The following is a 14,229-nucleotide window of genomic DNA, read 5'->3' on the forward strand; positions in this document are numbered from 1 at the left end:
AGGTTGGCTTCGATGCGGTCGGCGATCTTCAGCAGGATCAGCGAACGGTCCTGCACCGAGGTCTTGCCCCAGGCGTCGGCAGCGGCGTGCGCGGCGTCCAGCGCCTTGTCGATGTCGGCCGCCGAGGAGCGTGGGAACTCGCCGATCACCGAGCCGTTCACCGGCGAGGTGTTGGTGAAGTACTGGCCGTCCACCGGCGGCACGAACTCGCCACCGATGTAGTTGCCGTAGCGCGGTTTGAGGGTAACGACGGCGCCAGGGGTGTTGGGTTGGGCATAAATCATGATGCTTACCTCGTTGTTGTTCTGATCCGCTCGGTGAGCGGATCCCGATTGATCGGTGTCCTGCGCTCTAGCCTATTCCGCCGGAGGCCGACCACGACTCGTCAATTGGTAGTAGATGGCTCCCTTGAGAGCGTCAAGCCGGCGCGCAGAAAGCCCGGAATTAGCGGCGACTGGATGGGAAGCACAGCCCCGCTGCGCGTCAATCAACCGCAATGCGCCGCTCAGCCGAGCGACCAGCGCGGATCCGGTGGCGCCGCGTTGGCCAGCGCCAGCCAGCCGGCCTGTGCCTGGCGCACGCAAGCCAGGGCGTCGAGCAGCGCCGCACGATTCAGCTCCTGCACACACCGGGCGATCCGCTCGGCAGGCTGCTTGCCCGGCTGTGCGTAAAGCGCCCAGCGCGCTTCGGCCAGGGCGCGGAAGGTCGCGGGCGGCTGCCACAACTGCGCCGCCATCGGTTCGCGGAGCGTCTCCAGCGCCTCGTCGGTGAGTTGCCCGAGGCGCTCTTGCTGCCCTTCGAGAAATGCCAGCAGATGCCCGAAAATCTCCGCCACCGAGGCCTTCGGCGATTGCACGGCGAACAGCAGGCCGGCCTCCTCGCCCACCTGCCGATAGCCGCAATAGACGCCGTAACCCAGCTGCAAATCGGTGCGCATGTACGTGTAGAAAGCCCCCTGCAGCACATTGCCCAACAAGCGCCAGGCGGCTTCAGCCGGGGCATCGAGACCCGCTTGCCGGGCGAAGAGCAGCAAGGCCTGCTCCTTCTGCCCGGCCACTTCGATCCAGCGGCAGGTGGATCGGACGTTTACCGCCGACACCCCTTCGAAAAGCCCCTGGCCCGGCAGCTCGCCCAGAACGGCATTGATCGTTGGCGAAGGCTGGCCCAGACCGAAGGCGTCCCAACGGGCCTGGTGGTACAGCGCCCTCCACGCGCCGGGAAGCGCGTCCGCCGGCAATTCCGCCACCGACACCGAGCCTTGCAGCGCGCCAGGCAGTTCATCGAGCAACTGTCGCAGGAGCATCCCGCCGGCAGCTCGTGGCGCCGGGTCCAGCGCGTCGCGCCAGTCTTCCGCGGTGGGCTGCCGCAGGATTTTCAGCGCCTCCGGCAGAACCCGATCCACCACGCTGGCCAGGCCGCCAAGGCTGAGCACCCAGTCCCGTGCCGAGCATTGCAAGCGCAGCTCGACACCGGCCTCGCCGGCGGCTTGGACGAGCGGTGCCAGCGCCGCCTGCGCGGCACCGGCAAACACATCGGCAACCGGCGTCGACCAGCGCCAGCGCAGGAACAGCGCCGCGTGCCCGGGCGGAATGTCCGCGTCGTTCTGCCAGCGTAGCCCCGCAGGTACTGGACATACGGCGCGCGGCGCAGCAGCCGATTTCAGAAACGGGTTGCGCTCGGGCAGGCACCAGGCGACGGGCGCTCCGCGCGCACGGGACAATCCTTTCGAGCATCGGGCGCGCAACGCGAAGCCTGGCCGTTCCAGCAGCGGCAGCTCGCGCGTCGAGGTGACCACCGACACCATCGCGCCTGGCGTCAACTGCGTCAGCAAGGCGGCTAACGCGGGCGCCTCGACAGGCTCGTTGCCGCCCTTCTCGACCGCCATTCGCACCGCATCGAGGGCCGAGCAGGTCTGCCAACGGACGGAACGGATTAGGAACTCCTGCTCGCGCACGTCTGCCCAGTCGCTCCGGGTAGCGAAGAACTCCAGCCACGAAAACAGCAGCGTGACGATCTCGCTCCAGGTCGCCTCATCGGCCGACGCGCCCTCGATATCGATGGCGATCAGCGCCTGATCATCCGCCCGATAAACCCGCCGCGGCGAAACCCGCTCGGCGTATCCCCGCTCGCGCAACGTCGCCTGCAAGCCGCCTGACGGGGCACTGCGCAGCACCCGGAACAGGCACTCCAGCGCGGCGCCCGCCGCGGTCGGCAGCACCAGCGGGAAGTACAGCGCGAGCTGCGTCGGACCAGGCGCCTGCACCTCGACATGCGCCGGTTCCAGCCTTAAAGCCGGCGGCTGGGTGGAGACCCGGGCGCCTGGCGCAAGGTGCCGGCCATGCCGCTTGGCGAGGGCCGCTAAGGCGTCCAGTGGTTGCGCACCGGCGATCAGCACATGCGCCTGTCCCGCGTGATAGAAACGCCGATGGAAGCCATGCAACGCCTGCTGGAACGTCTCCTCCTCTACCGGCAGCGTCTCGCGGTTGCCGGCGTGGAAGTCGCCGAACGGGTGATGCGCCGCGAGCGCCAGGCCGAGCGCCCCATCCATCAGCGTTTCACGGTCCTCGCCGCGGGCGAGGAATTCGGCCTGCAGCACCTCGCGTTCGCGCCTCTGTGCGCCCGGATCGAGCGCCGGGCGCGCCAGCATGTCGAACAGCCGCGCCAGCGCGCCGTCCAGCGCGAGCGGAGGCACTTCGCAGAAGAAATCGGTGTGGCGCGCCTGGGTACTGGCATTCACCTGACCGCCGACGCCCTGTACGAACGCCATCAGTCCCTGGTCGGCGGGAAATCCCGCGCTGTCGAGAAACAGCAGGTGTTCGAGGAAATGCGCCAGCCCGGGATACTCGCGCGGCTCGTCGTGGCTGCCGGCGGCCACCCGCACCCAAGCCGCGCAATGCTGGGCCTGGGGCACCTGCAGCAGCGTCACGGCGAGGCCGTTATCCAGCGTCATGCGGCGCTGGATAACAGGCGCGTGCTCAGCGATATCGGTCATGCAGCGGTCCTTGAGACGAGAGCCGCCAGCATCGGCGAGCGCGCAGGCGGAGGCAAGAATACCTTCGGCGCATCTAAAGGTGCCGTTGGGCGGTGGGGATGGCCCATGGCCGCATGCGGGGGAAACCTTTTCGCCGGGCAGGGTCTACTCCATACACGGACGCGTTCCGTTACCGAGGATAAGACGATGTCTCCCGTACTCATGATCGTCATGCTGATATGCGCCTGGATGGCGGTTGCCCTCGCGATGCTCTGGGGCATGCTGCGGCTGACACGCCGGCACGCTCCAACCGCGAAGCAGAAGCCGCAGGAACCGCCTGTCGAGCGTCGCCGCCACGGCCATGGCCGGCCCCTGCACGGCCACTGAGCGCCGCTTCCACTCCCAATGAAAAAGGGCTGACCGCGAGGTCAGCCCTTTTTTTTGCGCCTCGCATCGGACGAGGCTGAATGAGAAAGCGGCAGGCCCCGGAACGGGCTGCCGACGGCCTGAGTGTCGCGCTGGCCATTTGGGGACGGCGCGATGATAACTGTTCATCCATACAGCCTTCAACCATGCGCGACGTCACTCGTCCGGTTCGTCATCCGCGCCGAAACAGGGAATGCCCTCTTCGTCGATGGTGGTGATGCGGTCGATGATGGCCGCTGCCGTGCGTTCCGCGGTTGGCAGATCGGGGAATTCGACGTTGGCGGTGATCTCGTAGACCCCGTCATGCAGGCCCCTCTCGCCGAGCACCATCACGAAGGCCTTGATGGTGTTGCCATCCTGCATCGCACCGGACCAGGCACGGTGATTATCGAAAACGCGTTGACCCATGACGGACTCTCCTCGTTTCGCGGCGCGGGTGGCCGTTGAAAACATAGGAGGCGAGATGGCCCAGGAAGTTGCCTGATCGAAAGATGGGTAGATGTCCGAAGGTCTATTAGCCTTACAGTTAAAGAGGATATAAACTCGCCACCGCCAAATTGCCGCAGTGTGTTTTTTCATGCCGACGCCGATCTCCAATTGCCGGTCCACGCCTCAGACGGAGGCGCTTCCTGACGTCTCCCATGCGTACCGATATGCCGAGATAGACGGCTCCCAGTCGTCCGGCGAAGCTGCCCTGGCGAGCGAAATCGCGCTGGCTATCAGCTACAACGGCCTGGCGCACGCGGTGATGATGGTGACGCCCGAGGCACTGGAGGATTTCGTGGTCGGCTTCACCCGAACCAGCGGAACCGTCCAGCGGATCGACGAAATCTACGACATTCGGATGGAAGGACACGGCGACGCCTGGCACGTAGACCTGCTCATCGGCAGCCGTGCCTTCTGGCAGTTGAAGCAGCAGCGCCGGCAGCTGGCCGGTAGCAGCGGCTGCGGACTCTGCGGTGTCGACAGCCTCGACCAGGCGCTGCCAACCCTCGCCGGCCTGCCCCGTTCGCCACTACCTGACGCCACGCACCTGCAGGGCCTGCGCGAACGCGTCGGCGAAGCGCAGTCACTGGCGCGGCGAAGCGGCGCGTTGCATGCCGCGCTGTTCGTCGATGACCACGGCGAGATACGCCTGTGCCGAGAGGACATCGGTCGCCACAACGCCCTCGACAAGCTGATAGGCGCGCTCGAACGCCAGCGCATCGACGCGGCCCGCGGCTTCGCGGTGGTCACCAGCCGTTGCGGCCTTGAACTGCTGCACAAGGCGGTGCGCGCCGGCCTCGGCACCCTGGTCAGCCTCGCCGCACCCACCGCACTGACGGTGGACTGGGCGCGCCGGCATAACCTCAACCTGATCCACCTGCCACAGCGCAGCGCTGCACGCGTCTACAGCCCGGCACCCGGCGGCTGAAACGCAACGACGCCAGCCCGGAGAACGCTGCCTGCGGACAGGTTCGGGCCTGAGAGAACGACAAAGACAAAGCAGAGCGTGGCCACAAGCACACGCTCATTCCGGCGCAAACCGTGATGCGCCGTTTTGGGGAGATCGATATGCAGATCGGCAGAAGACAGTTTTTCAAGCTATGCACCGTCGGTGCCGCCAGCGCGAGCGCCGCGACCCTTGGTTTCGCTCCTGGCGTCGCCCTCGCCAGCCAGTCGCGCCAGTACAAGCTGCTGCGCGCCCGTGAAACGCGCAACAACTGCACCTACTGCTCGGTCGGTTGCGGTGTGCTCCTGTACAGCCTCGGCGACGGCGCGAAGAACGCCAAGGGCAAGATCTTTCACGTCGAGGGCGACCCGGATCACCCGGTCAGCCGCGGCTCGCTGTGCCCCAAGGGCTCCGGCCTGGTGGACTTCATCAACAGCCCGGACCGCCTGAAATACCCCGAAGTCCGCGAGCCCGGCAGCAACGAATGGAAGCGCATCGGCTGGGACGAGGCCATCGAGCGCATCGCACGCCTGATGAAGGACGATCGCGACGCCAACTTCATCGAGCGCAACGACAAGGGCCAACTGGTGAACCGCTGGGCCAGCACCGGCTTCCTTGGCTCCTCCGCCGCCAGTAACGAAACCGGCATCCTCGACGTCAAGTTCGCCCGCGGCCTGGGCATGGTCCACCTGGAAAACCAGGCCCGCCTCTGCCATGGCCCCTCCGTCGCCGGCCTCGCGCCCTCGTTCGGGCGTGGTGCGATGACCAACAACTGGGTCGACATCAAGAACGCCGACGTCATCCTGGTGATGGGCGGCAACCCGGCCGAGGCCCATCCGGTGGGCTTCAAATGGGCGGTCGAGGCGAAGATCCACAACAACGCCCATCTGATGGTGGTGGATCCGCGCTTCAACCGTACCGCCGCCGTAGCCGATTTCTATTCGCCGATCCGTGCCGGTGCCGACTCGGCCTTCCTGCTCGGGGTCGCCCACTACCTGTTGAGCAACGACCGCATCCAGCACGAATACGTCAGGGCCTACACCAATGCGCCGCTGATCGTGCGCGAGGACTACGGCTTCGACGACGGGCTGTTCAGTGGCTACGACGCCGACAAGCGCGCCTACGACCGCGCCTCCTGGACCTACGAGCTGGGCGAGGATGGCTATGCCCTGCGCGACGAGACGCTGCAGCACCCGCGTTGCGTGTTCAACCTGCTGAAGAAGCACGTCGAGCGCTACACGCCGGAGATGGTGAGCAGCATCTGCGGCACCCCAATAAAGGACTTCCTGCACGTCTGCGAGAAGCTCGCGTCCACCAGTGTCCCCGACCGCACCACCAGCATCCTCTACGCGCTGGGCTGGACACACCATGTCGGTGGCTCGCAGATCATCCGCGCCTCGGCCATCGTGCAGTTGCTGCTCGGCAACATCGGCATGCCCGGCGGCGGCATCAACGCGCTGCGCGGCCATTCCAACGTGCAGGGCTTCACCGATCTCGGCGTGCTGGCGAACATGCTGCCGGGCTACCTGACGCTGCCGAGCGAAAGCCAGCAGTCGTTGCAGGCCTACCTGGACGAGCGCACGCCGAAGACCCTGGTGGATAAACAGATCAACTTCTGGCGCAACACGCCGAAGTTCATGGTCAGCTTCCTCAAGGGCATGTATGGCGAGAACGCCACCGCTGAGAACGACTTCGGCTACGACTGGCTGCCCAAGTGGGACCGCGCCTACGACGTGATGGCCTACGTCGAGCAGATGCACAAGGGCCAGGTCAACGGCTACGTCGTGCAGGGTTTCAACCTGATCGCCGCCGCGGCGTCCTCGGGTAAGGTGCGCGAGGGGCTGGCGAAGCTCAAGTACCTGGTGGTGATCGATCCGCTGACCACCGAGACCTCGTCCTTCTGGCAGAACCACGGCGAGTTCAACGACGTCGATCCGGCGCAGATCCAGACCACCGTGTTCCGCCTGCCGTCGTCCTGCTTCGCCGAGGAAGATGGCTCGATCGCCAACTCCGCGCGCTGGCTGCAATGGCACGCCGCGGCGCAGCCGCCACCGTTCGAGGCGCAGCACGACGGCAGGATACTCGGCAGCCTGATGACCAGGATCCGCGAGTTGTACCAGCAGGAAGGCGGCACCTGCCCCGAGCCCCTGCTGAAGCTGGACTGGCATTACCACGACCCGAAGAGTCCGCATTCGGAAGAGCTGGCCAAGCAGATCAACGGCTACGCCCTGGCCGATCTCTACGACGACAGCGGCAAGCCGATCGCGAAAAAAGGCGAACTGCTTTCCAGCTTCGCCCATCTGCGCGACGACGGCAGCACCAGCAGCCTGTGCTGGATCTACACCGGCCAATGGACGCCCGCCGGGAACATGATGGCGCGTCGCGACAACACCGACACCGGCTTCGGCAACACCCCGGGCTGGGCCTTCGCCTGGCCGGCGAACCGCCGTCTGCTCTACAACCGCGCCTCGGCGGACCCAAGCGGCAAGCCGTGGGACCCGAAGCGCGCCTTCCTGCACTGGGACGGCAACGCCTGGGCCGGCGCCGACGTGCCCGATTACCCGGTCGGATCGCCACCGAACAGCGGCGTGAGCCCGTTCATCATGCTGCAGGACGGCGTCGGCCACCTGTTCTCGATGGGCGCGCTGGTCGACGGCCCGTTCCCCGAGCACTACGAGCCGGAGGAAAGCCCGATTCCGGCCAACCCGCTGCATTCCGGCAGCGGCAAGAGCCCGGTGACGCGCATCTTCAAGGATGACCTGCCGAGCTTCGGCGGCCGCGAGGATTTCCCCTACGTGGCGACGTCGTACTCGATCACCGAGATGTTCCGCCACTGGACCAAGCACTCGCGGCTGAACGCCATCGTGCAGCCCGAACAGTTCGTCGAGATCAGCGAGAAGCTCGCCGCCAGCAAGGGCATCGCCGCCGGCGACACGGTCAAGGTGTCCAGCCAGCGTGGCTATATCCGCGGCAAGGCGGTGGTCACCAAGCGCGTGATGACGCTGCAGGTAGCCGGGCAGGAAGTGGAACAGGTCGGCATCCCGGTGCACTGGGGCTTCGAGGGGGTAACCCGCAAAGGCTTCCTGGCCAACATCCTGAGCCCGCGTGTGGGTGACGCCAACACGCAAACCCCGGAATACAAGGCCTTCCTTGTCAACGTCGAGAAGGCCTGAGGAAACCCGTCATGTCCATGCAGTCCCAAGACATCATCAAACGCTCCGCCACCAGTGCGCTGACCCCGCCTCCCCACGCCCGCGACCAGCAGGCGGAAGTGGCCAAACTGATCGACGTGAGCATCTGCATCGGCTGCAAGGCCTGCCAGGTGGCGTGCTCCGAATGGAACGACCTGCGTGACGAGGTCGGCGAGAACTTCGGCGTCTACGACAACCCGCGCGACCTGTCGGCAGAAACCTGGACGCTGATGCGTTTCGCCGAGTACGAGAACAGCGAGTCCGGCAAGCTGGAATGGCTGATCCGCAAGGACGGCTGCATGCACTGCGCCGATCCCGGCTGCCTCAAGGCCTGCCCGAGCCCCGGCGCGATCGTGCAGTACGCCAACGGCATCGTCGACTTCCAGTCCGAGCACTGCATCGGCTGCGGCTACTGCGTCGCCGGTTGCCCGTTCAACGTCCCGCGCCTGAGTGGCAAGGACAACAAGGCCTACAAGTGCACGCTCTGCGTCGACCGCGTATCGGTCGGTCAGGAACCCTCCTGCGTGAAGACCTGCCCGACCGGCGCGATCAACTTCGGCAGCAAGGCCGACATGCAGTTTCTCGCCGGCCAGCGCGTGGCCGAGCTGAACGGCCGCGGCTTCGCCAACGCCGGGCTGTACGACCCGCAAGGCGTAGGCGGCACCCACGTGATGTACGTGCTGCACCACGCCGACAAGCCCGAGCTGTACCACAACCTGCCCAAGGACCCGCGCATCAGCACGGCGATCCAGGGCTGGAAAGGCTGGCTCAAACCGATAGCCGCGGCGGCTTTCTTCGCCACCATCGCCGGCACCCTGTTCCATTACGTCGGTGTCGGCGCGCAGACCCTGGACCCTGAACAAGAAGACGAGGAGGAACAGGCATGAAGCGGAAAAACGCGATCCTGCGCACGCCCTACACGGTACGCATGTGCCACTGGCTGATGGTCGTCTGCTTCTTCTTCGTCGCGATGTCGGGCCTGTCGTGGTTCTTCCCCTCGCTGAGCTGGCTCAACAGCCTGCTCGGCGGCCCTCAGCTCGCGCGCATCCTGCACCCGTTCATGGGTGTGCTGATCTTCCTGTTCCTCGCCTACCTGTTCATGCGGCTGGTGCGCCACAACCTCCCGGAACCCGGCGACAGCAAGTGGTTCGCCGAAATCGGCCAGGTGCTCAAGGGCGATCACAACGAAGAGCTGGACACCGGCAAGTACAACGCCGGGCAGAAGGTGCTTTTCTGGGGAATCATGGGCCTGATCTCGCTGCTGCTGATCAGTGGCGTGCTGATCTGGCGGCCGTATTTCGCCCCGCTGTTCTCGATTCCGACGATCCGTATCGGCCTGTTCCTCCACGCCCTCGCCGGCATCCTGCTGATGCTGCTGGTGATCGGCCACATCTACCTGGCCTTCTGGGTGAAGGGCTCGGTGGACGCCATGTCCAGCGGCTACGTCAGCCGCAAATGGGCGCGCACCCACCACCCGCGCTGGTACCGCCAGGTCACCGGCAAGAAGGACGCACCATGAACAGCATCAGGCTGACCCCGGTCGAGCAGCCCCGCGGCGGCATCGGCCGGATCGAGCCGCTGCTGCTGCCACGTCTCGACGGTCTTTACAGCCGTCGCGCCTCGCGCCTGCGGGCCCTCGCCGAGGGCCACGCGATGGCTGACTACCTGAACTTCGTCGCGCGCATCGCCGCTGCGCAGCAGCGGTTGCTGGAACGCGCACCGCTGCCCGCGGAGGTCGGAACGCGGCTGGCGCCCGACGACGGGGCCCCCCTGGACGCCCTCAGGTTGCCGCGCGCCCCGTACTGGCAGCAATTGCTGCACGGGCTCGCCGATGAGTTGCTGGGCGACGCCACGCCGCCTGTGCGCAAGGTGCTGGAAGGCTTGCGCGAGCAGTCGCCCGCGCAACTGGAAACGCTGGCCGACGCCCTGCTTGGCGGCCGCCATGCCGAGCTCGGCAGCGATCGCGCGCTGTTCCTCTGGAGCGCCCTGTCGCTGTACTGGACGCAACTGGCCGCGCGCCTGCCGCTGCATGCCAGCGCCGGCCCCGGCGGGCAACGCCAGCTGTGCCCGATGTGCGCCCAGTCACCCGCCGTCAGCGTGATCATCGACGGCCTGCGCTACCTGCACTGCGGCCTCTGCGAAAGCCGCTGGCACATGGTCCGCGCCACCTGCAGCAATTGCGAGCATACCGGGCCGCTCGACTATTGGTCGCTGGACAGCGAGAACGCCACGATCAAGGCGGAGAGCTGCAACGAGTGCGAGAGCTACCTCAAGGTGCTCTACCTCGATCGCGATCATCAGCTCGAAGCCATCGCCGACGACCTCGCCAGCCTCGCGCTGGATGCGGACGTGGAGCGCGAGGGCTTCGCCCGCAGCGGCCTCAATCCCTTCCTGTTGCCCGGCTGACGGTGGGCGCCTTGCTGCGCGACGGCATCGGCCGCACGGTCGACTACCTGCGCCTGTCGGTCACCGATCGCTGCGATCTGCGTTGCGTCTACTGCATGGCTGAAGACATGCACTTCCTGCCGCGCCGCCAGTTGCTCGACCTCGAGGAGCTATATCGCCTGGCCCGGTTGTTCGTCGGCCGCGGCGTCCGGAAGATCCGCCTCACCGGCGGCGAGCCGCTGCTGCGTCCAGGCATCGTCGGGCTCTGCGAACGCATCGCCGCGCTGCCCGGCCTCGATGAGCTGGTGCTGACCAGCAACGGCTCGCAGCTGGTCAAGCTCGCGGCGCCACTCGCTGCCGCTGGTGTTCGCCGGCTCAACATCAGCCTCGACAGCCTCGATCCACAACGCTTCCGGGCAATCACCCGCAACGGCGATCTGCAGCGCGTGCTCGACGGTCTTGAAGCCGCGCGCCAGGCCGGCTTCGCCCGGATCAAGCTGAACACCGTGGTGATGAAGGGACGCAACGCCGATGAAGTGCTCGACCTGGTCGACTACGTCATCGCCCGTGGGCTGGACATCAGCTTCATCGAGGAAATGCCGCTGGGCGACGTCGGCCATTCGCGCGGCGAGCGCTTCTGTTCCAGCGACGAAGTGCGCGCGCTGATCGCCCGGCGTTATGCGCTGATCGACTGCGACGAACGCAGCAGCGGCCCGGCGCGCTACCTGCGTCTTCCCGACCATCCCGGCACGCGGGTCGGCTTCATCTCTCCGCACTCGCAAAACTTCTGCGCCAGCTGCAACCGCCTGCGCATTACCGCCGAAGGCCGCCTGTTGCTGTGCCTGGGCCATGCCGAAGCCCTCGACCTGCGCGAACTGATGCGCAACGAAGCCGATGACCGCGCCCTGCACGCGGCCATCGACGGCGCCATATTGGAGAAGGCCGCCGGCCACGACTTCAGCCTCGCCGGCGACGTGCAGGTGGCGCGCTTCATGAACGCCAGCGGCGGCTAGCTAACGCACGTTCTGCATCGCCTGCCCGAGCAACGCCAGGCCGAGGTCGATTTCCGCCTCGCTGACCGTCAGCGGTGGCGCGATGCGGAACACTCCGCCCATGCCCGGTAGCTGGACGATGTTCATGCTCAGGCCGAGCTTCATGCATTCACGGGTGATCGCGCTGCCCAGCTCCGAGGCCGGTTCCTTGCTCTGCCGGTCCTTGACGATTTCCATGCCCAGCAGCAGCCCGCGGCCGCGCACGTCGCCGATGCAGTCGAAGCGCTCCTGCAGCGCCAGCAGCCCGTTGCGCAGGCGCGCACCCATCAGGTTGGCGCGCTGCACCAGGCCGTCGCGTTCCACCACCTCGAGCACTTTGAGGCCGACCGCGGCGGGCAGCGGATCGGAGACATGGGTGGTGTAGAACAGATAGCCGAGTTCGTGGGCGCGCTCCTCGATCGCCGCCGAGGTGATCACCGCCGCCAGCGGCAGGCCGGCGCCCAGGGTCTTCGACAGGGTCAGGATGTCCGGCGTCACGCCCTCGCGCTCGCAGGCGAACATCATGCCGGTGCGGCCGATGCCGGTCTGCGCCTCGTCGAGGATCAGCAGCATCTCGCGCTCTTCGCACTTGTGCTTCAGCGCCGCCATGTAGCCGTCGGGCAGCTCGATGATCCCGCCGGAGCTGAGGATGGGTTCGGCGATGAACGCCGCCATGTTGCCGCTCGATTGCCGATCGATCAGGTCGAAGGCGTAATCCAGCTCGCCTCGCCAGTCGAACTCGCCGTTGCGCTCGAAGCGCGGGCGGTAGGGAAACGGCGCGGGAATCGCGAACGAGCCGACTGCCGCCGGTCCCACGCCGCGCCGGCCGGCGCTGTAGGTGGCCGACGCCGCGCCTCCGGTCATGCCGTGCCAGGACTGGGCGAACCCCACGATCTCGTACTTGCCGGTAACCAGCTTGGCCATGCGGATCGCCGCCTCGTTGGATTCCGCCCCTGTGCTGAGCAGCATCGCGCGATCCAGCCCGGCCGGCGTCTTCTCGGCGAGGCGCGTCGCCAGCTCCACCACCGGGCGCGAGAGCATGCCGCTGAACAGGTGATCGAGCCGCTGTGCGTATTCGCCGATCACCGCGCTGATGTCCGGGTGGCAATGGCCGAGCACCGCGCTCATCTGCCCGGAGGTGAAATCGAGGATGGCGCGGTCGTCGGCGTCGTAGACGAAGCTGCCGGCGGCGCGCTCGATGATCAGCGGCTCGAAGGTGCCGCCGTAGCGGATCAGGTGCTGGCGGGCGTTGCGCCAGAAGGTCGGATCGTCGTTCGCGGACATGGGCCATCTCCTTGCATCGGGCATCGGGGGACTTGCAGTCTAGGAAGGCCACGGTATTAACTGAAACGAATAGTTCTTATACGAGTCAGCAGGGAGGCTTATACCGTGGCGCTTTCGCTGGACATCGACCTGTTGCGCTCCTTCGTGATGATCGCCGAGGCCCACTCGCTCAGCCGCGCGGCGGAACGTATCGGCCGCACCCAGTCGGCATTGAGCCAGCAGGTCCGCCGTCTCGAGGAGATCGTCGAGCAACCCTTGCTGCAACGCACCGGACGCGGCGTGCTGCTGACCTATCAGGGCGAGCGCTTGCTCAATCATGCCCAGCGCATCCTGCGTCACCACGACGAGGCAATGGCCGAGCTCTCCGGCAAGGGCCTTTCCGGGACGCTGCGCTTCGGCTGCCCGGACGATTACGCCGCGGTGTTCCTGCCGCACCTGTTACGCGGCTTCGCCAGCCAGCACCCGCAGGCGTCGGTGGAAGTGGTCTGCGCGCCGACGCCGCGCCTGCTCGAACAGATCGACAGACACGCTCTCGACCTGGCGCTGATTTCGCTGGCCGAAGGCAGCGACAAGGCGGTGATCCGTCGCGAGCCGCTGGTCTGGGTCGGTTGTCCGGGCACCGGGGCGGCGGATTTCGCGCCCCTGCCGCTGGCGCTTTCGCAGCCCGACACCCTCGATCACCTGGCCGCCTGCAACGCCTTGCGCGCGCTCGGCCGCGAATACCGCATCGCGTACGCCAGCAGCAGCCTGGCCGGACTGATCGCCCTGGTACGCTCCGGCCAGGCCGTGGCGGTGCTGACCCAGACCGCGGTGCCGGCCGACCTGCAGATACTCGCCGGCGACGCCGCCCTGCCCGTTCTACCCAGCGTCGGCATCGCCCTGAGGTTCGGCCAGGGGCAACCGACGCCGCTGGTGGACGCGCTGGCCGAACACATCCGCCAGTTGCTCCCGAGCCTTTGAACGCGCGACCTCCTCCGATAAATGCCTATCGGCCGCTCGACCCTTGGCCCATGAAAAAGCCCCGCCTGGGCGGGGCTTGCGTCTGCCGCTGAACCGTCAGTCGGTTTCGTCGACGATGCCGATGGTGAAACCGCTGATCGAGGTGATCTTGCCGCGCCACAGCACGCCTTCGTTGGTGGGCACGAACTGGCCGCCGGTGAAGACCTTGGCGTCGCGCAGGTGGATGTAGGCGATGTTCTTCTCGTCGTCGCCCTTGACCGGCACTTCGTAGATTGCCTTCCACTCCTGCACGTATTCGAGCATCTTCGCCGCGGCGGCCTGGTCCCAGTAGCCGGTGAGTTGCGCGTGAAACGCGTCCAGGTATTCCTTGCCGCTGATGAGGATGCCGGAGACCAGCCCGGCCGGGATGGTCAGGGTGATCGGCGTGGGGATGCCCATGTTGGCGAGCAGTATGACCTTGCGTATCAACCAGTCGGCGTCCGGGGAATCGCCCCGCGATGCATTACTGAGTTCCGCTTCTTCCGGCATAACCAATGTCTCCGTCGACAG

Annotated in this window: 13 protein-coding genes; 8 read left to right on the top strand and 5 right to left on the bottom strand. The window is 66.5% G+C overall.

Going from position 1 to position 14,229, the window contains the following annotated elements:
* Together BLV15_RS13315 and pqqF are read right to left on the bottom strand one after the other, a co-directional pair.
* Positions 1-284, bottom strand: a 284-nt coding sequence (locus tag BLV15_RS13315) for an aldehyde dehydrogenase family protein (protein ID WP_139210727.1), incomplete at its 3' end; no start/stop codon positions are given.
* A 221-nt stretch (positions 285-505) separates the two neighbouring features.
* The gene (gene pqqF, locus BLV15_RS13320; RefSeq protein WP_090229113.1) at positions 506-2,992 is read right to left on the bottom strand and encodes a pyrroloquinoline quinone biosynthesis protein PqqF; all 2,487 of its coding nucleotides are present in this window, start codon (positions 2,990-2,992) and stop codon (positions 506-508) included.
* A gap of 186 nt (positions 2,993-3,178) precedes the next feature.
* On the opposite strand from pqqF, the gene BLV15_RS13325 reads away from it, so the two are divergent.
* The gene (locus tag BLV15_RS13325) at positions 3,179-3,358 is read left to right on the top strand and encodes a hypothetical protein (RefSeq protein ID WP_090229116.1); all 180 of its coding nucleotides are present in this window, start codon (positions 3,179-3,181) and stop codon (positions 3,356-3,358) included.
* A 195-nt stretch (positions 3,359-3,553) separates the two neighbouring features.
* Here BLV15_RS13325 and BLV15_RS13330 read toward each other — a convergent pair whose 3' ends face one another.
* Positions 3,554-3,805, bottom strand: a complete 252-nt coding sequence (locus BLV15_RS13330) for a hypothetical protein (protein ID WP_090229119.1) — start codon at positions 3,803-3,805, stop codon at positions 3,554-3,556.
* 169 nt (positions 3,806-3,974) lie between these two features.
* Between BLV15_RS13330 and fdhD the strand changes: the two genes are divergently transcribed.
* The 6 genes from fdhD to moaA all read left to right on the top strand — a co-directional run bounded on the left by fdhD (position 3,975) and on the right by moaA (position 11,418).
* Positions 3,975-4,811: a formate dehydrogenase accessory sulfurtransferase FdhD gene (gene fdhD / locus BLV15_RS13335; RefSeq protein WP_090230358.1), complete on the top strand. Its 837-nt coding sequence runs from the start codon at positions 3,975-3,977 to the stop codon at positions 4,809-4,811.
* A 140-nt stretch (positions 4,812-4,951) separates the two neighbouring features.
* Positions 4,952-8,002 carry a formate dehydrogenase-N subunit alpha gene (gene fdnG / locus BLV15_RS13340; protein ID WP_090229121.1) on the top strand — a complete coding sequence of 1,017 codons (3,051 nt, stop codon included), beginning with the start codon at positions 4,952-4,954 and terminating at the stop codon, positions 8,000-8,002.
* Positions 8,003-8,019: 17 nt separating this feature from the next.
* Positions 8,020-8,907, top strand: coding sequence for a formate dehydrogenase subunit beta (fdxH, locus tag BLV15_RS13345; RefSeq protein ID WP_273229345.1), 888 nt, complete (start codon positions 8,020-8,022; stop codon positions 8,905-8,907).
* Positions 8,904-9,539: a formate dehydrogenase subunit gamma gene (locus BLV15_RS13350; RefSeq protein ID WP_090229127.1), complete on the top strand. Its 636-nt coding sequence runs from the start codon at positions 8,904-8,906 to the stop codon at positions 9,537-9,539. The genes fdxH and BLV15_RS13350 overlap by 4 nt, the downstream gene beginning before the upstream one ends.
* Positions 9,536-10,426 (top strand): formate dehydrogenase accessory protein FdhE, encoded by an 891-nt coding sequence (gene fdhE / locus BLV15_RS13355; protein WP_090229129.1) that lies wholly within the window; start codon positions 9,536-9,538, stop codon positions 10,424-10,426. The genes BLV15_RS13350 and fdhE overlap by 4 nt, the downstream gene beginning before the upstream one ends.
* Before the next feature lie 14 nt (positions 10,427-10,440).
* Positions 10,441-11,418: a GTP 3',8-cyclase MoaA gene (moaA, locus tag BLV15_RS13360; protein ID WP_090230360.1), complete on the top strand. Its 978-nt coding sequence runs from the start codon at positions 10,441-10,443 to the stop codon at positions 11,416-11,418.
* Here moaA and BLV15_RS13365 read toward each other — a convergent pair whose 3' ends face one another.
* The gene (locus BLV15_RS13365; RefSeq protein WP_090229132.1) at positions 11,419-12,720 is read right to left on the bottom strand and encodes an aspartate aminotransferase family protein; all 1,302 of its coding nucleotides are present in this window, start codon (positions 12,718-12,720) and stop codon (positions 11,419-11,421) included.
* Positions 12,721-12,825: 105 nt separating this feature from the next.
* Here BLV15_RS13365 and BLV15_RS13370 point away from each other — a divergent pair, with 105 nt between their 5' ends.
* Entirely contained in the window at positions 12,826-13,680 is an 855-nt protein-coding gene (locus BLV15_RS13370; RefSeq protein WP_090229134.1) for a LysR substrate-binding domain-containing protein, read from the top strand.
* 96 nt (positions 13,681-13,776) lie between these two features.
* Here the strand turns inward: BLV15_RS13370 and BLV15_RS13375 are convergent, their stop codons facing one another.
* Positions 13,777-14,208, bottom strand: a complete 432-nt coding sequence (locus tag BLV15_RS13375; protein WP_090229137.1) for a hypothetical protein — start codon at positions 14,206-14,208, stop codon at positions 13,777-13,779.
* Positions 14,209-14,229 lie beyond the last annotated feature (21 nt).

The organism is Pseudomonas kuykendallii (genome assembly GCF_900106975.1).
Classification (GTDB): Bacteria; Pseudomonadota; Gammaproteobacteria; order Pseudomonadales; family Pseudomonadaceae; genus Pseudomonas_O; species Pseudomonas_O kuykendallii.

Bases quoted from the DNA above. Each gene is read 5' to 3' on its own strand.
- pqqF (WP_090229113.1), bottom strand. From the start codon at position 2,992: ATGACCGATATCGCTGAGCACGCGCCTGTTATCCAGCGCCGCATGACG.
- BLV15_RS13325 (WP_090229116.1), top strand. From the start codon at position 3,179: ATGTCTCCCGTACTCATGATCGTCATGCTGATATGCGCCTGGATGGCG.
- BLV15_RS13330 (WP_090229119.1), bottom strand. From the start codon at position 3,805: ATGGGTCAACGCGTTTTCGATAATCACCGTGCCTGGTCCGGTGCGATG.
- fdhD (WP_090230358.1), top strand. From the start codon at position 3,975: ATGCCGACGCCGATCTCCAATTGCCGGTCCACGCCTCAGACGGAGGCG.
- fdnG (WP_090229121.1), top strand. From the start codon at position 4,952: ATGCAGATCGGCAGAAGACAGTTTTTCAAGCTATGCACCGTCGGTGCC.
- fdxH (WP_273229345.1), top strand. From the start codon at position 8,020: ATGCAGTCCCAAGACATCATCAAACGCTCCGCCACCAGTGCGCTGACC.
- BLV15_RS13350 (WP_090229127.1), top strand. From the start codon at position 8,904: ATGAAGCGGAAAAACGCGATCCTGCGCACGCCCTACACGGTACGCATG.
- fdhE (WP_090229129.1), top strand. From the start codon at position 9,536: ATGAACAGCATCAGGCTGACCCCGGTCGAGCAGCCCCGCGGCGGCATC.
- BLV15_RS13365 (WP_090229132.1), bottom strand. From the start codon at position 12,720: ATGTCCGCGAACGACGATCCGACCTTCTGGCGCAACGCCCGCCAGCAC.
- BLV15_RS13375 (WP_090229137.1), bottom strand. From the start codon at position 14,208: ATGCCGGAAGAAGCGGAACTCAGTAATGCATCGCGGGGCGATTCCCCG.